Consider the following 23,971-nt stretch of genomic DNA (forward strand, 5'->3'; position numbering starts at 1 on the left):
ATCCTGCGAGGAATGAACTCATACCGGCAACGAGTACAGCGTTACCGGTATGCGCTCATCCACGGACTTCCCTCGCTTCAGCTGAGTGCCGACGGCGTCCCATTTAATTGCAGTTTTCGCCGTCCTCCCGCCAAGCGGGCTTAAACAAGAATGGAGAAGCAACCATGCTGTTTCTGATTTACCGTAAAGACAAAACCGGTCACCTTCAGGTCCGCCTCGACAACTACGAACAGCATCTGCAGTACCTCAAGCCTCTCTCCCACAAAATCCTGTTAGGTGGCCCAACTTTGGGTGCCGGAACGGGAACTGGCGACAACGACATGACTGGCAGCTTTCTGATTCTGGAGGCAGAAGACTGGGCCGAAGCCGAAGCTTTCGTCGCAAACGATCCGTTCACCAAGGCAGGTCTATTTTCAACGACCATCATCGAACGCTGGAAGCATGGAAAGCACGACGACAAGGCCGCGTAACGGCGTGCAACACCGGTAATGGGGTACGCCGCGCAACGTCACGGCGTGAGCTTGCGCCGGTTTCTCGTTAGCATGGTTGAAAACTGCACTTTAGGGTAGACGCTTGCGATGCGGCCACATTGAATCGCAAGAACGGGTAATTTACTTGATTAGGAGGCCCTTAGTGTCTGGCTACGATTTTGATCTCTTTACCATTGGTGCCGGCTCTGGAGGGATTCGCGCAAGTCGACGCGCGACCGCTTTCGGCGCGCGTGTTGCGGTAGCGGAACAACGTTTCCTGGGCGGCACCTGCGTAAATATCGGATGCATTCCGAAGAAACTGTTTTCTTACGCAGCGCATTTCAAAAAGGACCTGGAAGACTCCCGCGGATATGGTTGGTCGTTTGACCAGCTTACGTTCGACTGGCGCAGCTTGCTAGACGCGAAGAACCGGGAAATCGAGCGGCTGAATGGCGTCTACCGCAATTTGCTAAACCAGTCTGGCGTCGAACTGATCTGGGGAAGGGCAACCGTTACAGGGCCGCACACCGTTGAAGTGGACGGACGCACTTTTACGTCGAAGTACATTCTCGTCGCGACGGGGAGCAGTCCCACCCTGCCGGAAATCGAAGGCGCGGAACATTGCATTACCTCAGACGATGCGTTCTATCTCGACAAACTGCCGAAGCGCGTTGTCGTCGTCGGGGGTGGCTATATTGCCGTTGAGTTTGCATCCATATTTAACGGCCTTGGTGTGGACACGACGTTGGTCTACCGTAGGGATCGCTTGCTGAAGAATTTCGACGCAGACCTCGGTAACTTCGTTGCGGAGCAGATGAGCAAGCGGGGCGTGCGCATCCGGTTCGACACGACAATCGAAAAAGTCGAACGTGACGGTACGACATTGAGTTGCGTGACGGGCGATGACGTGCGGCTGTCCTGTGACACAGTCCTCTACGCAACCGGGCGGCTACCGAATACTGCCGGTTTGGGTTTGGAGTCGGCCGACGTCGCGCTCGCGGCGAACGGCTCGATCGTGGTTGACGATGTATTCCAAACTGCTCAGCCGTCCATATACGCAGTCGGAGACGTCATTCATCGAATGCAACTGACACCTGTTGCGTTGGCCGAGGGTATGCTGGTCGCGGATCGTCTTTTCAATAACGGCGCAGACCAAATGGACTACGACGGTGTTCCTACGGCGATCTTTAGTCATCCGAATATCGCAACCGTTGGGCTGAGCGAGGAACAGGCAATCCATGGTGGGTACACAGTCGACCTGTACCGTAGCATTTTCACGCCTCTCAAGCATGCCGTTTTGGCATCGGGCGAAAAGGTGTTGCTCAAGCTGATCGTTGACCGCGAAAGCGATCGTGTCCTCGGTGTTCATATGGTAGGTGACGACGCGGGTGAGCTTCTGCAGGGCTTTGCCGTGGCGATCAAGTGCAGGGCGACGAAGGCGCAGTTCGATGCTACCGTTGGTATTCATCCCACCATCGCCGAAGAATTCGTCACGATGCGCACCAAGGTTACTGCTTAAAAGGATGCCCGCCTTTAGGCGGGTGTCCAGCTTCATCACGACGCGACGAAATCAGGCTGCGACTTCGGTTGTGCCGCGCCAAACGCTGGATGCTCGCTCGCATGCCGGAAAACCGCCATGCCGCGCGGATAGGCATCTAGCTCGCATCCCATCCGGAGCGCGTTTGAAATCTGCGGCACAAGACAGCAATCGGCGAGCGTGGGTGCATCGCCGAAGCACCATGGACCGCTCCCGTATTTCCCGAGAAGCAGCTCGACACCTTCCATGCCCTCCTTGATCCAGTGCCGATACCACGCGCTCTTCTGCTCGGGCGAAACCTTCAGCGTCGCATCCAGATATTTGAGGATGCGCAGGTTGTTGACGGGATGAATGTCGCACGCGATCAGATACGACAACTCAAGGATCCGGGTTCGCTGCTCGCCACCGCGCGGGATGAGGCGCGGCGCCGGATATCGGGTATCCAGCCAGTCAATGATCGCGAGCGACTGACCGAGACTGAAGTCTCCATCCACAACGGCAGGCACTAAACCCGACGGATTGACGTCAGCGACGTAGTCTGGTGCGCGGTGCTCAGCAGTGCGGATATTCACCGCCGCGTACTCGAACGGCACCCCTTTGAGGGCGAGCGCAATACGCACCCGGTTCGACGTCGAACTATTAAAAAAGCTATAGAGTTGCATGGTAGCTTCCGCGGCTTATACGATTTTTACCTGCAACTCGCCGAGCCTCTCGACGCCCACCTTGATGGCATCTCCATTCTTCACCGCACCCACACCTTCCGGCGTACCGGTATAGATAACATCGCCCGGCTCTAGCTGGAAAAACTTCGAGAGATCGGCGACCGTTTCCGCTACCGACCAGATCAGGTGAGAGACATTGCTCTGCTGCTTCGTCTCTCCGTTCACCGTCAGCCAAAGATCGCCGTTCTCGAAATGACCCACATCACTCGCCTTGTGGATAGGCCCGATAGGTGCGGAGCGGTCGAATGCCTTACCGATTTCCCACGGGCGCCCCATTTCCCGCATCTTCATCTGCAGGTCGCGACGCGTCATGTCCAGACCCACTGCATAGCCCCATACGTGCTTGAGCGCGCGTTCGAGCGGAATGTCCGCCCCGCCCTTGCCAATCACGGCGACCAGCTCCGCCTCATAGTGATAATTGGTGGTCTGCGACGGGTAGCCCAGCTCGAGTGCCTCCCCGTAACCAACCGGGACGACAGAGTCCGCCGGCTTGCAGAAGAAAAATGGCGGCTCGCGATCGGGATCGAATCCCATCTCCCGCGCGTGTGCGGCGTAGTTTCGGCCAACGCAATAGACGCGGCGAACCGCAAATCGCGCGTCACTACCCACCACCGGAATCGAGACGGGGGCCTCAGGGGGAAAGACGAATTTCATACCAGGGTGCTCCTGAAGAATGGCTAAAAGTTCTGTGTGAGTGCCGCTATAACCAGACAGCGTCACGACTGTTGCGGTTAGCCGCGTTGTTCGCGCAACAGGTTTAACGCTGAAAGAATCGGACGGTCCGAATAGCTGAAGAGCACGCATTCGCTCTCCGCCTTCAGGCTGACCGGCTGCCACGACGGAACGACGAAGACGTCGTGGGGCGCAAACGCGAATGCTTCTTCGCCGATTTGCACGCTGCCTTCGCCTTCGACGACGCAATAGACGGTCGCATCCGTCGACCGATATGTCTTGCCGGTAAAGCCAGCTGGTAGCAGTTGCATGAACGTCGCGATGGTCGGCATTGGCCAACCGCCGGTAACCGGATTCAGATAGCGAAGCTTCACGCCGTCCCACTCGTCGAGTTTGCCGTTGCGATACAACGTGTCCAGCGCTTCCCGACTACGTTCGTACGGGTAGCTGAAGATAGGCGATGTTGGATTGCTTGCTACATGCCGGACCGGAGCCATGTTATGACCGAAGCGTGCAAAGCTGTCGCCTTCGGGCCGCAGCACTGGCTGCGTGCGTTCCGGGTAGCTCTCGGCGAAGCCAGCGTCCAGTGCGCCGACAATCGGAATATCGAGGCCATCGAGCCAGACGACCGGCTCGCCGCCCTCGTCCACTTCTGGATTGCCATGGTCATGCCATGTCCACGATGGCGTGATGATGAAATCCCCTGGATGCATCGTTGTACGCTCGCCGTTCACGGCAGTCCATGCGCCCCGCCCCTCCACGATAAACCGCAGCGCCGATTGAGTATGCCGATGACTCGGTGCGACTTCGCCTGGAAGGATCAGTTGCAGTCCCGCATAGAGTGCCGGCGTGATGCTCGACTTGCCAGGCAAGCCCGGGTTCTCGAGGACAAGGACGCGGCGAACCGCCTCTTCCGCCGAAATGACGGCGCCAGCCTGCATGACCAGATCCCGGATCCCGGCATACCTCCAGATCGCGACCTTCGCCTGCGGTCGAGGCTCCTTCGGTACGAGGTTGTGTAGCGATTCCCAAAGCGGGGCAAGCCCTTGACCCGAGAGGTGCTGGTAGTAGGCTGTGCGTTCTTCGCTGATTGTATTCGCAGTCACGTCTGGATTCCTTACGACACGTGTGTCCCTCTCGCCGCGGTATGGCGAGCGCGAATCACACGTCGAATGGATTAGAACCGTCTACAACATTCACCGGTCCGCGCTAGATTTCGATGTAGACGTTCCCGTCTTCGATCTTCACGGGATAACACCGGAGATCCTCTGTGAGGGGCACGCACATCGCCTTACCCGAACGGACATCGAACTTTCCCTGGTGCAACGGACACTCGATCTCGTGGCCGTCGAGGAATCCATCGCACAGGCGCGCGTGACCGTGCGTGCAGATATTGTCGGTTGCGTACACAGCCCCATCGACGTTGCAAACGGCGATTTCCCGTCCACCCGCATTGACGGCCGTCACGTCGTCAACCGGCACTGCAACCAACTCAATGATTCTTGTCCACTGTTTTTCCATCTTTAGCCTCAAATCGGGTAGATGATCGAGTTCGGGATCATTTCGCTGTCGAAGACGCAGATCCTGCTTTCAAATTTCAGGCCGGCAGGCGTGCGGCGAATGCAATCGACGTAGCGACCGACGTTGAATACCGTCGTCACCCCGTCGGGTTTGGTCCGAAACACCGCGTAGTTCGCCTGCGACTCGATACGCTCGTCGGTGACTGAAATTACCTGCGGGACTCCGATGACGTGACGCTGGTAGTACGGGTCATGGAAGATCGTTTCCGTCATGCCGTAGACCCGGTCTTTGAGCATGCCCTTGCTCTCGAACGCAAGGGTGGCCAAGGGAAAGCCGCGGTCGTAGTTCTCGCGAGGCTGGATCTTGTACACGCAGTCCTCGGTGAAAAACTCCAGCCAAAGCGACCATTCATTGCCGTCCACTGCCAGCCCGTAATCCGTATAGAGGGCGACCATTTTTTGCCAGTTTTCAAAATCGAGCATCTCAGATCTCCATCACACGACGCCAGTAGTTGTACATCCCGCGAATCAACGTTTCGGTAACCATATGGTCGGAATCCGCCACCTCCTGGCCGCCGAGTTCCACAATCGTTCGATGGGAGGGCTTTTGCCCAAAGCCTTCTTGCGAGAATTCGATCACCTCGCCGTCATCGGCCGAGACGAAACCGGCTGGTCCGAACAGGTTCGCCTGTCGCAGACGCCGCTGGGTCATCTCCTCGGTATCGTCTTCAAAGCCGAAATGCGTCCACACGAAATCGAAAGACCCCTGGCCGTTGGGCTGGATGTGGCGCGTGGAAAGCGAATTGACCTGCTGCTGGATGATCACGCTCGGAAACAGCGTCATCAGCACCGCCGTCGGGCCGTTCCACCACGGTTCGCTCACGACGTCGAGAAAGCGGTCGTCGTGAAGCGCCATCTGCTCCTTGAAGCTCGACACGCCCGCTGTGACCTCTCCCTTTCCGCCCGACCCTCGGGTCGAGATCATCGCCGCATGACGGAACTGCTCATCCATCTTCAGCTCGGACTTGTTGTCGGCGCGCCAAAGACCGAACGTGACGAACCATGTGTGAAGCAACCCCGGATGGTACGGATCCTTGATGTTCTCCTGCATCAGCTTCCAATTGCCGGGAATGCGCTGGCGGTTGTAACCGTAGATCTTCAGCTTGCGCCCGTCGAAAACGCGGTCGAAATAGCCGAGCATGCTCGCACCCAGATATTCCTCGAGCGACGGCACGTCATGATCGAACGAGGCGAAGATCACGCCGTTGCGCGTCGCGACCTTCAGCTTCGTCAACCCGTGTTCCTTGGGGTCGAAATCCTTCGGCATGCCGCCGTTCACCTTGCCGTCCGCCTTCACACCGCGACGGAACGGCACGCCGACGAGATTGCCCTTCAGGTCATAGTTCCATTGATGGTACGGGCACGTAAAGTCCTTGCGATTGCCAGACTTCTCGCGGCAGAATCGCACGCCGCGATGGGCGCAGACATTCTCGATGACGGCGACCTCACCGTCCTGCGTCCGCGTGACTATCACCGACCTTTCGCCTACTACGGTGCGCTTGAAGTCGCCGGTATTCGGGATCTCGGCCTCGAACCCGACGTAATTCCAGTGGCCCGAATAAAAGAACCGCTCGAGTTCCTTGCGGTAGATAGAATCGTCCGTGTAGGTCCAGAACGGAACGCGGCTTGAGCCGTCGTCCTTCCATGCCTGCGGGGAAAAAAACACAGGTGTCTCTTGCATGGTGTCTCTCCTGAGACGCTTTTGTCTAAAAGGAAGCCTTTGGCTGAAAGAAAGTCATTGCCTAAACGCCGCTCGCGTAAAATGCATCCGCGTAGATATGGTCCGGCTCGACGCCTTTCTGCCGAAGCAGAATGGTCGCAGCTTCGACCATGGCAGGCGCTCCCGCGAGATAGGCGCGCCAACCGCTCATGCTTTTCCAGTCCGCATTGACGGCGTCCGTGACGACGCCCGTACGATGCACGCCGCCGGCTTGACCGGACGCCACCACCACATGTGCCGTCAATGCCGGAAGGGCCTCGCGTAGCTCTTCAAGCCAATGCAGTCCATAAATGTCCTGTTCGGATCGCACGCCGAAATAGATGTGCACGGGATTGCGCATGTCAGCTTCGACCATGCCCCTCAGAATCGACAGAATAGGCGCGAGGCCTGTACCGCCAGCGATGCACACAATGGGTCCGGCATATTTCTTCCGCAGATAGGCGGTTCCAAGCGGACCGCTGAGGCGCACCGACTGACCGACGGCAAGCTCCTTCTCCACATACGACGTGACGCGCCCGTCTTGCACCAGTCGAATATGGAACTCGACTTCTTCGGCGTTCGCCGTCACTGCCATCGAATACGGACGGACGTGTTGCGGCGTGAACTGCAGTGTGGCGTACTGGCCGGGCGAGAACTCGAACGATTTCGGCAGCGACAGCCGGATACGCTTGATGTCGTGAGTGAGATCCTCGATCCCGATCACGGTCGTCTTCAGGATCTTCGCCGGATGCGCGACGATTTCGTCAATCTCGGGAATCTCGATGACGCAGTTGTCGACCAGCGTGGTCTGACACGCGAGGATCGTTTGTCCATCGACCGCAGGAGCGTTCGACTCCGCAACGCCAGACGTCATGACATTGCCGGACCTCACGTGGCATCGGCATGTCCCGCATCGGCCGGACATGCAGCTGTATGAGATCGGGATCTGGTTGTTGCGCAGGACTTCGAGCAGGTTTTCGCCCGGGCGAAAGTCGAGCGTTCGGCTCAAGGGCTGAATTGAAACTTCCATGGGGACATTGCCTCCGATCTAACCGTCTTATGCGTACATCTTGGGCTCAACTGTAAAATAAATAAATAGAAGTTCGTTGATATACATTATCACCATGAGTGATAATGATGCCTTCATCGAGGGGGTACATGATGGAACTCCAGGATATCGATCTGAACCTGCTCGTCGTCTTCAACGAGCTGTTACGGCAGCGCCGCGTGTCGGCTGTCGCCGTCACCTTGGGCATCTCGCAGCCCGCGATCAGCAACGCATTGAACCGGCTGCGCAAGCTTCTCGGTGACGAGCTTTTCCTGCGTACATCGAAGGGTATGGTTCCCACACGGTTTGCAGAATCGCTCGCTGAGCCAATTGGCTATGCGTTGGGAACCATTCATGACTCGCTGAACGCCACCGCCGAATTCAATCCATCGTCGGCATCGCGTGCCTTCACAGTCGAGATGACCGACATCGGCGAAATCTATTTCCTGCCGGCATTGATGCAGCGCCTCGCGACGGAGGCACCGGGTGTCACGATCAGCACAGTGCGCAATCAATCGGACACGCTGCGTGACGAGATGGAACGCGGCGAGGTCGATCTGGCGATCGGCTTTTTACCCGATCTGAAGACGGGCTTTTTTCAGAGACGGCTCTTTCGCCAGCGATACGTCTGCCTCTTCCGCACGCACCACCCGCTCGCCAGGAGCGAACTGTCAATGAAATCGTTCCTCGCGGCCGAGCACGTATCGATCGTCGCCGAGGGAACCGGACACAGCATGGTGGATACTGCCATTCAGCGCGCGGGCGTGCAACGAAATGTGCGGCTGTGCGTTCCGCACTTTGTCGCAGTCGGTCATATTCTACAAACGACAGATCTGATCGCCGTCGTTCCTGAAGCCTATGCCGCTCGCACGCTCACGCCGTTCGGTCTTCAAAGTGCGCCGTGCCCCGTCAAGATCCCCGATATCACGGTCAATGTCTTGTGGCATGCTCGCAACCACCGGGAGCCGAGCAGTCAGTGGCTGCGACAGATTGTTTTTGATGAATTCGCTTTGTAGTGCGTCTCGCCCGCCCAGGCAGACTCGAGCAAATCTGTGAGTGCCGCAGCCTCGACCGGACGAGGGTTCTTGTAAGGAACCGCTATCGCCTGCTCCACCGCAGCCACGATGCCCTCGCGAGGCATGCCGATGTCGCGCAACGCAAGCGGTATCGCGCATTCGCGTTCGAGCTGCAGGAGTGCGCCTATCGCGTCATCGGTCTGCATCGCACGTGCTAGCCGGCCCATCGCGGCTGGAATCATCGGCTCGTTGTACGCCAGCGCGTAAGGCAGCACGATCGCATGCGTCTGCGCATGCGGCAGATCGAACAAGCCGCCCAGCGTATGGCAGAGTTTATGGTGCAAGCCCATCGTCGTCATACCGAGGCAGGATCCGCACAGCGATGCTCCGTAGAGCAGCGCGGCGCGTGCCTCAGGATCGCCAGGTGTCCTCATCACGCGCGGTAATGCATCCACAATGGCACGCACGCCGTCCTCGGCCATCAGCGCTACGATGGGGTTCCCGTCAGGGGCGTAAAGCGCCTCGGCGGCGTGGGCGATGGCGTTGAAGGCCGAAAGGGCCGACATCGAGGGTGGAAGCGACAGCGTCAGGTCCACATCGTAGATCACGACCTCCGGCTGAATCTTCGGGCCGCGCTGCGTGGTTTTCCGGCCGTCCTCGGTCTCACCCAGAATCGGTGTCACCTCCGATCCCGCATAGGTCGTCGGCAGAACAATCTGCGGCAAATCGGTGCGCAACGCGATGGCTTTGCCGAGCCCTGTCGTCGAGCCGCCACCGACGGCGACCACGCCGTCGATATTCAGCTGCTCTGCCAGATCCATTGCACGCCTGGTGACCTCGACCGGCGTGTGCATGGTCGCATTATTGAACATGCCGATGGCCCGATCGCCAAGCACCTGGCGGACGCTCTCGGCGAGCGGCGTCTGCTCCGGCGTAGAGAGCACCAGCAGCCTGCGCAGCCCGAGACGGTCTGCCTCTTCACGCAGATTGGCGATCGTTGCGCGCCCAAATATGACGCGCGTGGAGAGCGCCTGATAGACGAATGTTTCAGACATGATTCATGTGATTCTTAAAAGGGGAACGGAGCCAGCTTAGAACCCGCGCCTACCCGACGCTCGACGAAAAGCCGCAGGCGTTGTGTTCAGGCGGCGGCGGAATACATTTGTTAAGTGTTCCTGATGTGAAAATCCGCAATCGAGAGCGATCGTGACCAGAGATTTATTTGTCCGCGAGAGGAATGTTTTTGCCGATTCTATCCGTCGACTCAGTACGAACTGGTAAGGCGTTTGCCCAAGGGTTGCGTTAAATCTTCGTACGAAGTTTGACTGGCTCATCCCAACCAGATTGCACAGGTTCGCCAGGCTGATCTGTTCACATAGGTTGGCGTCGACGTACTCGGTAATTTCCCGCAATCTGACGGGTGACAGGGCAACGGGATTGAATCCGTGGGCGCTGGCAACCTGCCCTCGGAACTGACGAGCTATCAATCGTTTTGCCATGGCCACAGCCAAGGTATCGACGTAGAGTCCAACGCCCTCGGCCTTCGACTGCATCAACCTCGAAATTTCATTCGCGATTTCCCAAAGCAACGTGTCCTGAACACACATTTCCGGTGCCCACTGCGCCACCTTCGCGCCCTCGTCATCCAGATCAGCGAGGCATTCGCCCCAAATTTCCCGATGCAGGTACAGATGCATTGTCTCGACCCTGGACTCGAGTCCAATACTGAATCCGCGATCCGCTGGCCAAAAAAAGATTCCTTTTGCCGGGACGTCACGCCTGACGACCTTATCGTCCGAGCGCGCGTTCACGCGCCCCCCCCGGCTCATATGAAATACCAGCAAGTGATGTCGAACCGGATCGAAGTTCGCCTGAAAGGGAAGCTCACTTTGGACAGATGCGGCTAGCGATGTCCACCCAAGGTTCCCACTCGAGTAGAACGGCTTACATGCCGGTCGCGTGACTATGCCATGCGTTTCTTCGCTGCGAATTGGTTCTGTGCCTGTCACTTCTCAACTCCTTCAAACATACAAGCAACATGTCTCTCCACCTGCCCTCTGGGGCGTCACCTGACCGTTGTTCGGGAGAAGCGATCCGGTTCGTTCAGCATCTGCCTGCCTATACGGACTTTAAACGTCCCGCCTCACCCTCTCTACACGAACGCGATTTGCCGGACATGTTCGACGAAAGGCTTCCGCTCGCATAGACCGTCGTACCAGGTACGAACGAATCCGTATTCCGGTCGCTCCACAGGAAGATTGAACCAGCGGTGAACTAACGGACCGATCGCGATGTCAGCGAGCGTAAACTCGTCCCCCGCAACAAACTTATGTTGCGATAGCACATTGTTCAAAATGCCGAGTAGTTCTGCGTTACGGGCTCGATGCTTTTCGATTACATCGGGCTGCCTTTGGTGTTCAGGGGTTCGTATGATACTTTGATAAAGCAGCGCGTTCACTGGGCCAAACGTACCTAACTGCCAGTCCATCCAACGTTCGATCTCTGCCCGCGCCAAGGCGCGGGCCGGATAAAGCTTCGACTCGAAAGAGATGGCAGAGATATATCTGAGAATCGTATTAGATTCCCAGATAGTCTCTTCACCATGCAAAAGCGTCGGAACGACGCCGTTTGGATTCTTTTTTAAATAGGCTTCTTCGCGGTTGCCGCCGTATGACCCACCCATGTCGACGCGGGTACAAACCTGGCCAATCTCCGCTAGAAGCCACATTACCTTCTGGACATTCGACGACGTATTCCGTCCGAGAACAGTGAAAGAATACCCCTGATTCGTCACAAAGCCTCCATACCGCGTTTTACCGCGCCCCTGGCGCCGAGCTGGTCATACCAGCGCTTTACGTTTTTGACAGACGACCACTCGATCTGGTGCAATTCGAATCGTGCAATCCACGGGTAGACCGCGATGTCGGCTATGCTGTAATCGCTGCCAGCGACAAATTCATTGTGCGCGAGTTGCTTGTCAAGGACGCCGTAAAGACGGCGGGTTTCTGCCCCGTATCGCTTGAGGCCATATTCCTGTTCCCGCGCATATCGCTGAAAGTGATGCATCTGCCCTAACATCGGGCCGACTCCGCCCATTTGAAACATCAGCCACTGGAGCGTCCGATAGTAGGCGCGTCCCGACCCAGGCATCAACTTCCCCGTCTTGTCAGCCAGGTACATCAGAATCGCCCCGGACTCGAATACCGTAATCGGCCGGCCATCCGGACCGTCCTCATCGACGATGACCGGGATTTTATTGTTAGGATTAAGCGAGAGGAATTCTTTAGTGAACTGCTCATCTTTCGTGATATCAACCCGGGTGACGCTATAACGCAACGCCAACTCCTCAAGGGCGATGGATATCTTGCGGCCGTTCGGTGTGCCCCATCCGTAGAGTTTTATCATTTCGCTTGATACTCCTGCATCATTCTTGAATCCGTTCCGGACTACGCAGCTTGTTCCACAACATAGTCGACTTGATATCGACCTACGCGCACGCCCGCCAGATCTTCCTTGATCTTCAGGTGGGCCGGGTGCGTTGCATAGTTTTCCAGCGCAGCCTTGGACTCGAACTCTGAATAGAGCACTACGTCGCACGCGTAATCGATTCGGCTAACATCCGCACCGACTTCAACCTTCACAAGGCCAGGGACGATCCCAACGATTCCGTCAAAGGCCGATCTCACCTTGTGGATAGCATTGGCCTTTTCCTCTTTTGTTTGACCCGTTACAGTCCACATCACAATGTGCTTAATCATTTCGATGAGTAACCTTTAAAGTTCACCTTCGTTAGCCAACCTGATTCTGCGCCAGAGGCTAGGCGAGAAATCATTGGATCTACTGTAACGGCGTTCAATGGCTGGAGCTACGTCAAACATGGGACTCCGTCTCCCGCGCGTTGCAAGTCAAGAGAGACGGAGCGGCCAGCTCCTTGCTTACGACTGAGTATCCGTCTACCTAGTCAAGTGCAAAGCCTAGTTCCCACGTGCACTGCACCGCATGCGCCAGCAACCGGTCAGTATTCGCGTCATGAAGGTCAATGAACTGCGCGGCTTGCCCTGCAGATTCGGCGTTGCATTCCGACAATGCGGTCGGGCACCGATCGAGGCAGCCAAAGCCTCGCTGCGCACCTCGGTGAGCCGGTCATACTCACGATACGGCAGCAGCTGTCCCTCGGCCCGGATCTCGATGGATTCGTCCAGCTACTCCCAGACCTCGATATAACGGTGCAGAAGCCAGAGGTTCTTGGGGGTGTCCTCCTGGAGGTACAGCACCCGGTTGTACTGCACCGTGAGCGACCTGGTCACGCGCAGCGTTTCGCGCCAAGCCAGCACCGTTGGTTCGCGGCGGCCGGTGCGCATCAAACGTACTGCGCCGCGACTTCGCGAAGCGCGCGATTTAGGCCGCAATGAAGGAGGTGCATAGCATCACCGCCTGGAGCAAAGTCGATCGATGATGCGTCGAGCACGGTTTGGTGCTACATCCACGTGGACATCAACAGTCGATGCGCCAGAGAATCGCAACATATTGCGGTACTGCGCCTCTATCACGGTCTTGTCTTCCTGGAACGTGAGTTCGCTCTGGGAGCGCACAATCTCTGTCACGTCCTGCATGTCAGGATGAGGATTGGTGGCGACCGTCCAAAAGTAATGCGCGCTCGTTTCAGTTTCAGGCGTCACGCCGTGGAAGCTACGGATGTGGAATCCTCCCCGGTTCGGGTCTGAAAGGCTCTCCGCTCCCGGCTCCATGGCACCTGCCCAAATCAGCAGGTGCGTCACGCGGAAGTCAATCTCCTGCCAACGATCAACGCTCCCCGAGAAAGGCCAGGCTGCGGAGTAAGTCGGCGGCGGCTCGGAATCCCGCATATATCGGGTGACGCGTATCGTGTCGCCCTCCTGCTCAATTTTCGTGTCCGCCTCCATGTGGACGCGTGCGTTGCCGCCAATGGTTCTGAGATGCACATAACCCAGATGGCTCAGATCGAGCAAGTTGTCATGTATGACCTGATACGGCGCCTCATAGTGAAATACACCTCCTCCAAATTTGTACTGAGGATCCTTATGTACCCAATAGCCTGGTGGCTCCTCTTGCGGCACCGGGTGCTCAGACGACCCAAACCAGATCCACAGAATCTGATCGCGCTCCCTGACCTCGTAGGCGCGCACCCTCGCCTTACCGGGGATACCAAGTTGGCCAGGTACCTCTTTGCAAGCGCCATCCGCACCGAAGAGAAGGCCGTGATAGCCGCAGCGAAGCCCCTCATCTTCGAGGGTGCCGAGTGACAGCGGAAGATTCTTGTGACAACAACGGTCCTCGAGTGCCACCGCTTTCTCCGCCATGCGGAACAGTACCAGTGGATGCCCGAGAATCGTTCGCGCGATCGGCTTATCGCTGAGCTCCCATGAAAAGCCGGCGACGTACCAGCGATCCAGCGGGAAAGCGGACGATGATTCCGGCATGTTCGGGTGGGGAGCATTCATGGTGTGTCTCCTTGATAGGTTGGGATCGTTACGGAACCAGCGGAATGGGGATCGTATGTGCTGACGCGAAGCGTCAAGCGGCTTCGTCCGCGTCGGTTTCAGCCGAGCGGCCAGAAGCCGTACAGCGCGTCAAACAGAACCAGTTCGAGCGGCACGCCAAGCTGGCGGGCGAGCAAACGCGTCGCACAACTTGCCACGCCCCTGCTAAGGTCTAGCAGCCGACGCGACGACTGAAGACTTGCAACGATTGTGGGCTACGCTGCGGCCCGGAGCATTGCATGCGGATCGAGAACGAATTTCCGCGGTGCGCCAGCATCAAACTCCGCATATCCGCGCGCTGCGTCTTCAAGCGGGAGGACTTCCACCCCGACGATGTCCGCGATGTTGATTCGGTCCCAAAGGATGGCCTGCATTAACGCCCGGTTGTATTTCATCACGGGGGTTTGCCCCGTAAAGAAGGTGTGGGACTTCGCCCACCCCAATCCAAAGCGAACGCTGAGGCTGCCCTTGCGAGCCGCATCGTCCGCAGCGCCTGGATCATCGGTAACGTAAAGGCCGGGAATGCCAATCATGCCAGCGGCCCGGGTTATCTCCATCAGCGAGTTGAGCACGATTGCGGGTGCTTCGTGCTGCGCGCCCTGATGGCCATGTCCCCGTGCCTCAAAGCCCACTGCATCGACCGCGCAATCAACTTCCGGAGAACCGAGAATCTGCTCGATTTGTTCGGCGAGACTCGCGTCCTGCGACAGATCAACGGTGAGGAAACCCACTTCGCGCGCGTGAACGAGCCGGGCAGGATTGATGTCGCCTACGATAACCGCTGCCGCGCCGGAAAGTCGTGATGCCGCGGCTGCAGCCAGCCCCACGGGACCTGCTCCGGCGATATAGACAGTACTTCCCGGGCCGACGCCTGCCGTAACCGCCCCGTGATACCCCGTAGGCAAGATGTCCGTCAGGCAGGTAAGGTCGCGGATCTTTTCCAGCGCCTGCGCACGATCGGGGAATTTCAACAGATTGAAGTCGGCGTACGGGACCATCACGTAGCGCGCCTGGCCGCCTACCCACCCGCCAATATCAACATAGCCGTACGCACCTCCCGCACGGGTCGGATTGACCGACAGGCAGACTCCAGTATGCTGCGCCTTGCACGTGCGACAGCGCCCGCACGCGACATTGAAAGGCACGGAGACCAGATCGCCGATTGCAAGAGTTTCGACGTCACGGCCTTTCTCAATTACCTCGCCAGTGATCTCGTGACCCAAAACAAGCCCGGCATGTGCCGTCGTGCGGCCGCGCACCATGTGCTGGTCCGAACCACAGATGTTCGTCGACACGACCTTGAGGATTACGCCGTGTTCAATCGTCCGTCCACGCGGATCGACAAGTTTCGGAAAGTCGATTGACTGCACTTCGACCTTGCCAGGTCCGACGTACACGACACCCTCGTTGTTGCTGATGCTCATCGACAGCCTCCTTTTTGACATTCCACAGTGCCGGTTGACAGCAACCCGTCTGCCACATTGGGCATTACGGTGGAATGCGTTCGGTGATTGAACTCCATTCAGTGCACTGAATGGTAATCCACGCATCACTGGGACTCAAGTTAGAAAATCGCTCTGGTTTTCCCTAGGACGGTCCCTAATAGACCGCATCCAGTGCGCCGGGATCGCGTATCAGGGTCGAAGGCGAGCGCCTCGTCTGTACGGCCGCGCGTGCATCTGCGCGCGTACCCGGCGTCAGGTACCGTGCAACGAGTGAAGTTATCGCCGCCTGCCTGCTGGCCCTTTTCTGCGCGCCTTCGTCGGTGGCGCATCGACGCTGCCGGACGTCTCAAGCGGTGCACGGCTACGCGCATTGTTCACGGAGACGAACTCGTGCATCAGCCGCATAAGGGTGGCCCTCTCCTCCGGTTGGAAGTTGCGAAACATTTCATCCTGCATCTTCCGCACTCCGTCAACCATGCTGCTTAACAGCCTCTGCCCTTCGGGCGTCAAAAACAACAATCGCTGGCGACGCCCCGCTATGTGAAGTTCGCGAACGATCAGCCCTTTGGCCTCCAGTCGCTCGGCTGTCGTTGCTGTGCTGGATGTATCCAGCGCGACTAGACCAGCCAGCGTCTTCTGGTCTGTGCCGGGCCGCTCGTGCAGCATTCTAAGGATCGCATACTGGATCGGCGTGACCTCATCGCCGAGTATCTCGTAGAAAATGGAAACTGATATCTGCTGTGCGCGTCGAAAAAGGTAGCCCGGCTGCTCATACAGATCCATGAATACGGAATTGAGGCCCGGCGCTGGATCAAGTGTCTGAGGGGATGGGATGTTCGTCATGTCTGTGCGAGTTGGATCAGTAAGTGCCTGGCGGCATCAGGTGGATCGGCTAGCCGCATGACACCGATTATGAGCCACGCGGTCGGATCTAACCAATACATCGGCAGCCCTTAAGTCGTCTCAAGGGACCGCAGCGGCAGCATCGGCCGACACTCGCGCCAGTACTGCGAAGACTGCATCGCATTCTTCGGGCGCGCACTATAGAAACCCGGGTACGGGTCGCTTCGCGTCACGGAATCGCGTCAGCCTTAACGCAATGGGCGATGCCCGCGGTTAAGCATCAATCGACAGCACCATTCAAGGCACGACATCGGGGAAACTACCGGGCAACCAATGCTTGCACGCAGCGAGTTCACAATATACCATTCAATTCAGTATACTGAATGGCTTGACTACGGCCGCGGTCGGATGATCGGTTCGATGTCGGCCGCTTTTGCCGGCCACATGCAGGACGAAGCTGCCGAGCAGTTTCTCTGCAACAATCATCTCGTCATAAGCGTGGCCTGTTCAAAGCACATGATCACGCGACACGGCGGGAACCATATTCACCCTTGAGCAGGAGCAAATGATGTGGCCTAAGAACGCTTGGCACATCGCAACATTTTCGAGGGAAGTGCAAGGGAACTTGTCACCACGCAAATGCTTCGGTGTCTCCGGAATTTACGTCAGGATGACGAATCAATGATTTCCCATATCCGGAACGCCGTCGATGCCATGCACACTGAAGACAAGGTCGTTGTTGAATTACGGCATACCGCGTTGACGCCGGCAAAGCGAAATAATCCGGTTTCCCCTGCGATCACAGTCGACGGGAGACCGATTCGAGGACGTCGCGTGCTCGATCTGTTGATAACGCAATGGAAACCGGAAGCCGATGCTTCCACGCTGGATTAGCGCGCAAACGCAGCGCAGAAATAGTGAAATACCCTCTAACAAATTTGCTACTCAGGCATCGATGATGCGTTCGCGCCTGACGGTATCCATCTCGTGAGCTTCATTCATGTCGTCCCGCGTCGCAAATGAGCGGTAACAGGAAAGTAATATGAGCATACCCGTAATCCCAGTGCGAGTCGTCAAGAAGATCGCAGAGACGACCGACATCTGCACATTCGAACTGGCTGAGATAGACGGCGCGAAACTGCCATCGTTTTCCCCCGGATCCCACATCGACGTCCATATCGGCAAGGACCTCGTTCGTCAATATTCGCTTTGCAACAATTCCTCGGAAACTCATCGCTATCTGATTGGCGTACTGCGCGATCCAAACTCACGCGGAGGGTCCCGCGCGATGCACGACAACATCAACGAAAACGACGTTATCAATATCAGTGTGCCGAAAAATCACTTTCCACTCCTTGATAACGCCAAACGGAGTCTGTTGTTGGCGGGCGGAATTGGCGTAACACCGATCCTCTGCATGGCAGAAAGGTTGGCGCTTATCGGAAGCGATGTGGAAATGCACTACTCCGCCAGATCCCCGGCGCGGATGGCGTTCCGGCAGCGGATATCGGCGTCTACATTCGCGAATCGCGTGCATTTTCATTTCGATGACGGCAACAAGCAACAAAAACTGAATCTCGACGATTTGCTGCGGACGCCGGGGCAGGACGTACACCTCTATGTGTGCGGCCCGAAGGGTTTCATGGATGTCGTCTTGGCAACAGCGCGTAAGAGTGGATGGCAGGAAGCCCAACTGCACTACGAATTCTTCTCCGCCGAGGTCGTCAAAACCGACCGCGACACTGCTTTCCAGGTCATGCTGGCGCGCTCTGGCCGGATTATCGATGTCTCCCCGAACACAACTGTGACCAAAGCACTCGCTGCCGCCGGTATCGACATCCCCGTTTCATGCGAACAGGGCATCTGCGGGACGTGCCTAACCCACGTTGTCGAGGGAGTACCGGATCATCGGGACATGTATCTGACGGATGAGGAGAAGGCGCAGAACGACCAATTTACCCCTTGCTGTTCCCGCTCATGCTCCCCCATTCTGGTTCTTGACCTTGACTGATTATGTTGCGTAGCCCATGGGAATCGCACCCACACGCTCTCCGAGAACCGAACGTCAGCCTCTCGACTCATTCGGCTCCTATCGCCCAACCAGCGACCCCGAATTCCAGTGAGGAAACAGGTTTGGCTGTCGCATTTGAATTCCGTTCAGCCAGTCCCACGCCCGCTCTCGAGCTGTTGCATGCCGCATGAGCCGGTCAGGAGCCCCCGTGAGGTAAGCGTCGAGGGAGTTCGTCGCACGAACCCGTCGGCGCTCCCGGTTTCGCCCTGAGGTTGCAGGCATGCGACACGGAATGAACAAGGCTGAACGCAATAAGCGCAATCGACTGTCTGGTCTTGACGGGCTCCGAAAGTCGATTCATACGAGACCAGGGCAAAAGCCTGGACTGCCCGTGCCATAACAGTGCATCGCGTGCAGGTCATCTAGCGAAGAAGAGAGGAGACACAGAATGTCTGGACGGACCGTTGGTATTAGCGCGGCGATCGACGCAGCGCCATTCAGCAGGATGCAGCAACTTGTCGTCATATTGTGTGCGTCGATCGCGTTGCTCGAAGGCTTTGACACGCAGGTGATTGCGTTCGTGGTGCCGGTCGTGGCGGGCAAATGGGGATTGCCGTTCTCTTCATTCGGCAAGGTATTCGGCGCCGGGCTCGCCGGGCTGATGGTGGGCGCCCTGACGCTGGGTCCGGTTGCGGACAGAGTAGGACGCAAGGCCGTAATTGTCGCGTCGATCGGTTTCTTTGGCTTATTCTCGTTGTCGAGCGCGTTCGCCGATTCGACCGGCGCGCTGATCCTGCTGCGCTTTCTGACCGGATTAGGAATCGGCGGCACCATGCCGAACATCATCGCGCTCACCGCAGAATACGCGCCCTCGCGCTTACGGGCCACGACCGTCAGCGTCATGTTCTGCGGCTTTCCATTGGGCGCCGCACTCGGCGGGGCCGTCGCCGCACGGATCATCCCGCATTTCGGCTGGCCGTCGATCTTCCTCGTGGGCGGTATGCTGCCACTCCTCCTCACTCCGGTGCTGGCTGTCGTCCTGCCGGAATCCCTGCGATTCCTGGCGACCCGCGCGCATCTGCGTGACCGTGGAGAGAAAATCCTGCGCGGCGTCCTCGGCGCGCAGCAAGCCGCCGATGTCGACATGGCCGCCGATGCCGTATCCGAACCGGCCTCCACCACGATGCCGGTGAAGGGCTTGTTCACGGAGGGACGGGCCCGCGGGACGATGCTGCTATGGGCAACCTGTTTCATCGATCTCATGATGATGTACTTCATGATGAACTGGCTGCCTACCTTGCTGAAACAGGCCGGTATTGCGCTCGACAAGGCCATCATCTCGGCGGCGCTCCTGAATCTGGGAGGTGTCGTGGGCTCCATCGTTCTGGCGCGTGCGATCGACAGGTGGCGGCCTGGACAGGTGCTCGCGTGCGTCTACGTGGTCACGGCGGTCTGCACCTGCGCGATCGGCCATATGACACACGCGCCGTTTGCCGTGCTGATGGGGATGATCTTCATCGTCGGCTTTTGCTTGATGGGCGGACAGATGAGCCTGAACGTGCTCGCTGCCGATTTTTACCCGACCTCCATGCGCGCAACAGGCCTGGGCTGGGCCCTGGGGGTCGGACGGATCGGCTCGATTATCGGACCAATCGCGGGCAGCCTGCTGATTGCCTTCGGCTTTGACGTGACCAGCCTCTTCACGACGCTGGCGATTCCAGGACTCGTGGCGGCGGCCTCCGTATGGTCGCTGAGCGTGTCGCAACCGGACGATACGTCCAGTGCGCTTGCCGGGACGACGTGATCCTGATCATGCGGGCACACGATACCGGGTGTCCGCACGCGCGGTCCGCACAACACGGCCTCGACACGAAGCAGAGCGCGCGCATTGTGTTGCGCGGGCGACCTCGCACCACGGTCACCCACAGATTTCAGCTAACGTCCGCAACCACGTGTTGAGAGGAAAATACGCCACGTTTTTTGCGGGTGATTCGCAATCCACATGTTTTTTGAAGCGGTGCTTATTAAAACAAAGGAGACGTCAATGAAAACGCGTAGGGTGTGAGGGGTGTCCCCTTGGTTCGGAAAGGCTTGTCGAGGCAGGGGTAATGCTAGCAGGTGGGGTTGATGTCTCTAGCTACGAGCACGCGTCCAACTTGTCGACTTCAAAGCAACGCTGAAAATCCCAGCCTGTGCCCGCGCCTAGCGAACGTCGCCTACTGGCCGAACTTGGAACTATCGGACTATGTGGATTGCCTTGGCTGCCGCCCGCGATAGACTGCGTCTCGGGAATTAACGACTTCATTTCACCTCCGGCAAACCGATACCCAGCATAATCTGCCGTGCGATCGGCGTGCGGAGAAGCGCCGTGATGACGACTTTATAGTCGAAAAGTCGACATCTTTATTTCGTTCTACGGCAATCGACTCGAAATTAGAACGCCGTTCTCAAATCTGCAATGCGAACCAAGGAAGGTAAGAGTAGTTCGATTTTTGTCCGTGCAACACCGCCAGTGTTAAGCCCACGAAAACATTAGCGTCTTCGTAACTCCTGTCCAGCGCGGATTGTTCGGCTGTGAAACTGCTGCTGCGGATTGCTTGGCAGATGCCACGCTCCAACTGGGGATCTCCTCTTCGGCGGTAGGAAATACGCATCGCGCCCAGGCGGTCTGGCAGGCGTTCAACGCGCAGCACGGCAAGCGGTTTCCCGCCACGATAACCAGGGCAGTTATTTATTCAATCCATTTACGGGATGTTGTACTAGCACCCTGCCTGTGGCGCGTCTGCTGTTTTGTCGAAAAACGCTGCGGCATGCTCGACAAACGCTCTAACCTTGGCCGGCAAGAGTATTCGCGAGTTGTATGCCAGCCGAATTTCAACCGCACCATCGACGATTTCGAAATCGCCAAGGATCGGTATCAACCTGCCGGAGGACAGTTCAGCCTGCACGAGCGCTGCCGGCACCGCACCGATGCCGAATCCTTCCAGTACCATTTCCCGATTGAATATTGGGTTGTTCGATGCGACGTGATACATAAGTGGGACAGTCAAGTCCTGCCCGCCCAGGCGGAAGGTCAACTCAGGCTTGCGAACCGACGGCGATATGGCAACGAACATATGTTTGGTGAGCTCGGATGGATGCTGCGGAAATGAGTGTCTTTTCAGATACTCCGGCGAAGCTACAATCGTGAGCGGTACGCGATCGAGAAGTCGGGTGATGACCATCTCGGTGCTCAACATGAAGGGGACGACGATGCCAAGATCATAGCCGTCCGCGACCAGATCCACCGGTCGCTCGGTAAGGGTCACGTCCAGATCTACGTTGGAATACTTGTGCTTGAAGCTCGCGATCAGCGGTACGAGTCGAAGCACGGTTGTCGTAGCATGGGCGACGAGGCGGAGCACGCCGCTGGGCTGAAGCGTCTGCATCGACGCTTCAGCCTCCAGCACCTCCAATTCGTCCAGAATGCGGCAGCAACCAGCATAAAAGTGTTCGGCGGTTTCCGTCATCGAAATCTGCCGAGTCGTCCGATGCAACAAACGGCTGCCCAACCGGGTCTCGAGTCTTGAAATGGCGCGTGACACCGCCGGTACGCTAGTCCCCAGGATGTCTGCCGCCCGCGTAAAGCTTCTCGACTCGACGACAGAACGGAATACTCGCAAACTCTCGATATGGTCCATAAGGTCCCTTTGTTCGCAGCGCATGGAACGCGCTTCGTGATGATCCCATCCACAAGAGTTGCCACCCAGCTTCGCCGGAGACAACCACCGTTTGAGTCATAAGTGCATCGTGGAACTCGTAGAGCACCAACGTGCCGAATGCACGCTGCATCGGGTTGGACTGTCCCTAGCCGCGCGCCTGATCCCGCATCGCGACCTTCCTCGCAGCCGGCGTCGCCGCCTTCGCCTGCGCTTCCACCTCGTTCTGCCCGATGATCTTCGCGATCTCCGCATCGGCTTGCTCGCCGTACTTCGCAAATACATCGGTGTGGTAGGTCGTGTTCACAGCAGCGCCGAGCTGCGTGCCGGAATCGTCGCGCGTGTCGGCGTCGACGTCCATCGACAGCCCAATGCGAAGCGGATGCGCCTCGAGCTCCTTCGGGTCGAGCGCGATACGCACCGGCAAGCGCTGCACGATCTTGATCCAGTTGCCGGTCGCATTCTGCGCCGGCAGCGTTGCGAACGCGCTGCCCGTGCCCGCCGAGAAGCCAATCACCCGTCCGTGGTACTTGACGCTCGAACCGTAGACATCCGCCGTCATCGTGACCGGCTGGCCGATGCGCATCCGGCGCAGCTGCACTTCCTTGAAGTTTGCATCGACCCACACGCCGTCGAGCGGCACGATCGACATCAGCGGCGTGCCCGGCCCGACGCGCTCGCCCACCTGCACCGAGCGCTGCGCGACGTAGCCCGTCACCGGCGCCGGCAACGTATTGCGTGCGTACTCGAGGTAGGCGTCGCGGACCTTGGCGGCGGCGGCCTGCACGTCCGGATGCTGTTCGACCGAGGTGCGGTCGGTCAGCGCATGGTTCGATTGCGCCTGCTGGCGAGCGGCGTCGAGCGCTGCCTCAGCGGCGGCTACCGTCTCCTGCGCGTGCGAGACGTCTTCGGCCGACACCGCGCCGGTACTGGCCACCGCGAGACGGCGTTTCAGATCGTCCCGCACGCGGGCCAGGTCCGCCTCGCGCTGCGCGACGTTGGCCGCATAGTAGTCGTTGTTCACGTAGAGCGTGCTCACCTGGCGCACGGTCTGGCCGAGCGCCGCCTCGGCGTTCAGGAGCGCGATCCTCGAATCCGCGGGATCCAGCGTGACGACCGGGTCACCCACTTTGACGATCTGCGTGTCGTCGGTGTCGACCGCGTTGACCGTACCGGTCACCTGCGGCGTGAGCTGCACGAGGTTGCCGTTGACGTACGCGTCGTCGGTCGACTGATGATATTGTCCATACGTAAAGTAATACGAACCATACGCAGCACCCGTGATGACGATCCCGATGCCGAGGAGCGCGAGCCACAGCTTGCGCTTGCCCGAGGAGCCGGGCGGCGGCGCCTTCGGCGCGGTTCCGGCGGGGGCACCGTGTGCGCCGGTGGGCTTGGATTGTGCCGAATCCGCGCTCCTGCGCTCGGACGTAGTGGTTTCGCTCATGTCAATGCTCCAGAGAGTTTGCGAACGTGCCGGTTCAACGCGCGGCGACGGCGGGGTTGGAAGGCGCGGCTCCAGCCGCACTGTGGGTTGATTCGGACGACGTATCGACGTAGCCGCCACCGAGCGCCGAGGCGAGCGCGATCTGCTGGTCGCGCCGGTCCATCAGCAGGTTGGCGACAGCCTGATCGGCCTGCAGCGTGTTCATGTCGGCGTTGAGCACGGTCAGCTGATTCGTGAGGCCGCCTTTGTACTGCGTGATGGCCA

The 23,971-nt window shown here is 58.2% G+C and carries 25 protein-coding genes and 1 pseudogene; 6 read left to right on the forward strand and 20 right to left on the reverse strand.

From position 1 onward, the window contains the following. Positions 1-164: 164 nt before the first annotated feature. Positions 165-470, forward strand: a complete 306-nt coding sequence (locus tag P3T40_RS33520; protein WP_429272004.1) for a YciI family protein — start codon at positions 165-167, stop codon at positions 468-470. Positions 471-633: 163 nt separating this feature from the next. After that, positions 634-1,989 carry a glutathione-disulfide reductase gene (gene gorA / locus P3T40_RS33525; RefSeq protein ID WP_429272005.1) on the forward strand — a complete coding sequence of 452 codons (1,356 nt, stop codon included), beginning with the start codon at positions 634-636 and terminating at the stop codon, positions 1,987-1,989. Between the two features lie 35 nt (positions 1,990-2,024). Here the strand turns inward: gorA and maiA are convergent, their stop codons facing one another. The 7 genes from maiA to P3T40_RS33560 form a co-directional block, all read right to left on the reverse strand. After that, entirely contained in the window at positions 2,025-2,669 is a 645-nt protein-coding gene (maiA, locus tag P3T40_RS33530; protein WP_429272006.1) for a maleylacetoacetate isomerase, read from the reverse strand. A 15-nt stretch (positions 2,670-2,684) separates the two neighbouring features. Then, positions 2,685-3,383 carry a fumarylacetoacetate hydrolase family protein gene (locus tag P3T40_RS33535; RefSeq protein WP_429272007.1) on the reverse strand — a complete coding sequence of 233 codons (699 nt, stop codon included), beginning with the start codon at positions 3,381-3,383 and terminating at the stop codon, positions 2,685-2,687. Between the two features lie 77 nt (positions 3,384-3,460). Further along, positions 3,461-4,492, reverse strand: coding sequence for a gentisate 1,2-dioxygenase (gene gtdA, locus P3T40_RS33540; RefSeq protein WP_429272026.1), 1,032 nt, complete (start codon positions 4,490-4,492; stop codon positions 3,461-3,463). A gap of 118 nt (positions 4,493-4,610) precedes the next feature. Further along, positions 4,611-4,922: a non-heme iron oxygenase ferredoxin subunit gene (locus P3T40_RS33545; protein ID WP_429272008.1), complete on the reverse strand. Its 312-nt coding sequence runs from the start codon at positions 4,920-4,922 to the stop codon at positions 4,611-4,613. 8 nt (positions 4,923-4,930) lie between these two features. Continuing rightward, entirely contained in the window at positions 4,931-5,404 is a 474-nt protein-coding gene (locus tag P3T40_RS33550) for an aromatic-ring-hydroxylating dioxygenase subunit beta (protein ID WP_429272009.1), read from the reverse strand. Between the two features lies 1 nt (position 5,405). Then, entirely contained in the window at positions 5,406-6,662 is a 1,257-nt protein-coding gene (locus P3T40_RS33555; RefSeq protein ID WP_429272010.1) for an aromatic ring-hydroxylating dioxygenase subunit alpha, read from the reverse strand. 61 nt (positions 6,663-6,723) lie between these two features. Continuing rightward, positions 6,724-7,710: a 2Fe-2S iron-sulfur cluster-binding protein gene (locus P3T40_RS33560; RefSeq protein WP_429272011.1), complete on the reverse strand. Its 987-nt coding sequence runs from the start codon at positions 7,708-7,710 to the stop codon at positions 6,724-6,726. A 131-nt stretch (positions 7,711-7,841) separates the two neighbouring features. On the opposite strand from P3T40_RS33560, the gene P3T40_RS33565 reads away from it, so the two are divergent. After that, positions 7,842-8,744 carry a LysR family transcriptional regulator gene (locus P3T40_RS33565; RefSeq protein WP_429272027.1) on the forward strand — a complete coding sequence of 301 codons (903 nt, stop codon included), beginning with the start codon at positions 7,842-7,844 and terminating at the stop codon, positions 8,742-8,744. Here the strand turns inward: P3T40_RS33565 and P3T40_RS33570 are convergent. The 9 genes from P3T40_RS33570 to P3T40_RS33610 form a co-directional block, all read right to left on the reverse strand. Then, positions 8,702-9,799, reverse strand: a complete 1,098-nt coding sequence (locus tag P3T40_RS33570; protein ID WP_429272012.1) for a maleylacetate reductase — start codon at positions 9,797-9,799, stop codon at positions 8,702-8,704. The two genes, P3T40_RS33565 and P3T40_RS33570, sit on opposite strands and share 43 nt — an antisense overlap. A 36-nt stretch (positions 9,800-9,835) precedes the next feature. Then, positions 9,836-10,441 carry a helix-turn-helix domain-containing protein gene (locus tag P3T40_RS33575; protein ID WP_429272013.1) on the reverse strand — a complete coding sequence of 202 codons (606 nt, stop codon included), beginning with the start codon at positions 10,439-10,441 and terminating at the stop codon, positions 9,836-9,838. Between the two features lie 455 nt (positions 10,442-10,896). Continuing rightward, the gene (locus tag P3T40_RS33580; protein ID WP_429272014.1) at positions 10,897-11,538 is read right to left on the reverse strand and encodes a glutathione S-transferase family protein; all 642 of its coding nucleotides are present in this window, start codon (positions 11,536-11,538) and stop codon (positions 10,897-10,899) included. Further along, positions 11,535-12,149 carry a glutathione S-transferase family protein gene (locus P3T40_RS33585; RefSeq protein ID WP_429272015.1) on the reverse strand — a complete coding sequence of 205 codons (615 nt, stop codon included), beginning with the start codon at positions 12,147-12,149 and terminating at the stop codon, positions 11,535-11,537. Before P3T40_RS33585 ends, P3T40_RS33580 begins: the two co-directional genes overlap by 4 nt. A 41-nt stretch (positions 12,150-12,190) precedes the next feature. Next, a complete protein-coding gene (locus P3T40_RS33590) occupies positions 12,191-12,502 on the reverse strand; it encodes a Dabb family protein (protein ID WP_429272016.1) in 312 nt (103 codons plus the stop codon). Between the two features lie 444 nt (positions 12,503-12,946). After that, positions 12,947-13,105 carry a hypothetical protein gene (locus P3T40_RS33595; RefSeq protein ID WP_429272017.1) on the reverse strand — a complete coding sequence of 53 codons (159 nt, stop codon included), beginning with the start codon at positions 13,103-13,105 and terminating at the stop codon, positions 12,947-12,949. Between the two features lie 66 nt (positions 13,106-13,171). Beyond that, positions 13,172-14,224: a Rieske 2Fe-2S domain-containing protein gene (locus P3T40_RS33600; RefSeq protein ID WP_429272018.1), complete on the reverse strand. Its 1,053-nt coding sequence runs from the start codon at positions 14,222-14,224 to the stop codon at positions 13,172-13,174. Between the two features lie 254 nt (positions 14,225-14,478). After that, entirely contained in the window at positions 14,479-15,681 is a 1,203-nt protein-coding gene (fdhA, locus tag P3T40_RS33605) for a formaldehyde dehydrogenase, glutathione-independent (protein ID WP_429272028.1), read from the reverse strand. Between the two features lie 303 nt (positions 15,682-15,984). Next, entirely contained in the window at positions 15,985-16,551 is a 567-nt protein-coding gene (locus tag P3T40_RS33610) for a MarR family winged helix-turn-helix transcriptional regulator (RefSeq protein ID WP_424784719.1), read from the reverse strand. A gap of 681 nt (positions 16,552-17,232) precedes the next feature. On the opposite strand from P3T40_RS33610, the gene P3T40_RS33615 reads away from it, so the two are divergent. The 3 genes from P3T40_RS33615 to P3T40_RS33625 all read left to right on the forward strand — a co-directional run bounded on the left by P3T40_RS33615 (position 17,233) and on the right by P3T40_RS33625 (position 20,366). Then, on the forward strand, positions 17,233-17,445 hold the full coding sequence (locus P3T40_RS33615; RefSeq protein WP_429272019.1) for a hypothetical protein: 213 nt from the start codon (positions 17,233-17,235) through the stop codon (positions 17,443-17,445). 148 nt (positions 17,446-17,593) lie between these two features. Further along, the gene (locus tag P3T40_RS33620) at positions 17,594-18,562 is read left to right on the forward strand and encodes a PDR/VanB family oxidoreductase (protein WP_424784721.1); all 969 of its coding nucleotides are present in this window, start codon (positions 17,594-17,596) and stop codon (positions 18,560-18,562) included. Between the two features lie 448 nt (positions 18,563-19,010). Beyond that, on the forward strand, positions 19,011-20,366 hold the full coding sequence (locus P3T40_RS33625) for an MFS transporter (protein ID WP_429272020.1): 1,356 nt from the start codon (positions 19,011-19,013) through the stop codon (positions 20,364-20,366). A 643-nt stretch (positions 20,367-21,009) separates the two neighbouring features. Here P3T40_RS33625 and P3T40_RS33630 read toward each other — a convergent pair. The 4 genes and pseudogenes from P3T40_RS33630 to P3T40_RS33645 form a co-directional block, all read right to left on the reverse strand. After that, entirely contained in the window at positions 21,010-21,255 is a 246-nt protein-coding gene (locus P3T40_RS33630; protein ID WP_429272021.1) for a hypothetical protein, read from the reverse strand. A gap of 66 nt (positions 21,256-21,321) precedes the next feature. Beyond that, the gene (locus P3T40_RS33635; RefSeq protein ID WP_429272022.1) at positions 21,322-22,242 is read right to left on the reverse strand and encodes a LysR family transcriptional regulator; all 921 of its coding nucleotides are present in this window, start codon (positions 22,240-22,242) and stop codon (positions 21,322-21,324) included. 166 nt (positions 22,243-22,408) lie between these two features. Further along, positions 22,409-23,707, reverse strand: coding sequence for an HlyD family efflux transporter periplasmic adaptor subunit (locus P3T40_RS33640; protein ID WP_429272023.1), 1,299 nt, complete (start codon positions 23,705-23,707; stop codon positions 22,409-22,411). Positions 23,708-23,741: 34 nt separating this feature from the next. Beyond that, a pseudogene (locus P3T40_RS33645) lies at positions 23,742-23,971 on the reverse strand (efflux transporter outer membrane subunit); the annotation flags it as partial.

This window comes from Paraburkholderia sp. EB58 (assembly GCF_050436665.1).
GTDB lineage: Bacteria > Pseudomonadota > Gammaproteobacteria > Burkholderiales > Burkholderiaceae > Paraburkholderia.

Bases quoted from the DNA above. Each gene is read 5' to 3' on its own strand.
- P3T40_RS33520 (WP_429272004.1), top strand. From the start codon at position 165: ATGCTGTTTCTGATTTACCGTAAAGACAAAACCGGTCACCTTCAGGTC.
- maiA (WP_429272006.1), bottom strand. From the start codon at position 2,669: ATGCAACTCTATAGCTTTTTTAATAGTTCGACGTCGAACCGGGTGCGT.
- P3T40_RS33535 (WP_429272007.1), bottom strand. From the start codon at position 3,383: ATGAAATTCGTCTTTCCCCCTGAGGCCCCCGTCTCGATTCCGGTGGTG.
- P3T40_RS33545 (WP_429272008.1), bottom strand. From the start codon at position 4,922: ATGGAAAAACAGTGGACAAGAATCATTGAGTTGGTTGCAGTGCCGGTT.
- P3T40_RS33550 (WP_429272009.1), bottom strand. From the start codon at position 5,404: ATGCTCGATTTTGAAAACTGGCAAAAAATGGTCGCCCTCTATACGGAT.
- P3T40_RS33555 (WP_429272010.1), bottom strand. From the start codon at position 6,662: ATGCAAGAGACACCTGTGTTTTTTTCCCCGCAGGCATGGAAGGACGAC.
- P3T40_RS33560 (WP_429272011.1), bottom strand. From the start codon at position 7,710: ATGGAAGTTTCAATTCAGCCCTTGAGCCGAACGCTCGACTTTCGCCCG.
- P3T40_RS33565 (WP_429272027.1), top strand. From the start codon at position 7,842: ATGGAACTCCAGGATATCGATCTGAACCTGCTCGTCGTCTTCAACGAG.
- P3T40_RS33570 (WP_429272012.1), bottom strand. From the start codon at position 9,799: ATGTCTGAAACATTCGTCTATCAGGCGCTCTCCACGCGCGTCATATTT.
- P3T40_RS33575 (WP_429272013.1), bottom strand. From the start codon at position 10,441: ATGCATCTGTACCTGCATCGGGAAATTTGGGGCGAATGCCTCGCTGAT.
- P3T40_RS33585 (WP_429272015.1), bottom strand. From the start codon at position 12,149: ATGATAAAACTCTACGGATGGGGCACACCGAACGGCCGCAAGATATCC.
- P3T40_RS33590 (WP_429272016.1), bottom strand. From the start codon at position 12,502: ATGATTAAGCACATTGTGATGTGGACTGTAACGGGTCAAACAAAAGAG.
- P3T40_RS33595 (WP_429272017.1), bottom strand. From the start codon at position 13,105: ATGCGCACCGGCCGCCGCGAACCAACGGTGCTGGCTTGGCGCGAAACG.
- P3T40_RS33600 (WP_429272018.1), bottom strand. From the start codon at position 14,224: ATGAATGCTCCCCACCCGAACATGCCGGAATCATCGTCCGCTTTCCCG.
- P3T40_RS33610 (WP_424784719.1), bottom strand. From the start codon at position 16,551: ATGACGAACATCCCATCCCCTCAGACACTTGATCCAGCGCCGGGCCTC.
- P3T40_RS33615 (WP_429272019.1), top strand. From the start codon at position 17,233: ATGATTTCCCATATCCGGAACGCCGTCGATGCCATGCACACTGAAGAC.
- P3T40_RS33620 (WP_424784721.1), top strand. From the start codon at position 17,594: ATGAGCATACCCGTAATCCCAGTGCGAGTCGTCAAGAAGATCGCAGAG.
- P3T40_RS33625 (WP_429272020.1), top strand. From the start codon at position 19,011: ATGTCTGGACGGACCGTTGGTATTAGCGCGGCGATCGACGCAGCGCCA.
- P3T40_RS33635 (WP_429272022.1), bottom strand. From the start codon at position 22,242: ATGGACCATATCGAGAGTTTGCGAGTATTCCGTTCTGTCGTCGAGTCG.
- P3T40_RS33640 (WP_429272023.1), bottom strand. From the start codon at position 23,707: ATGAGCGAAACCACTACGTCCGAGCGCAGGAGCGCGGATTCGGCACAA.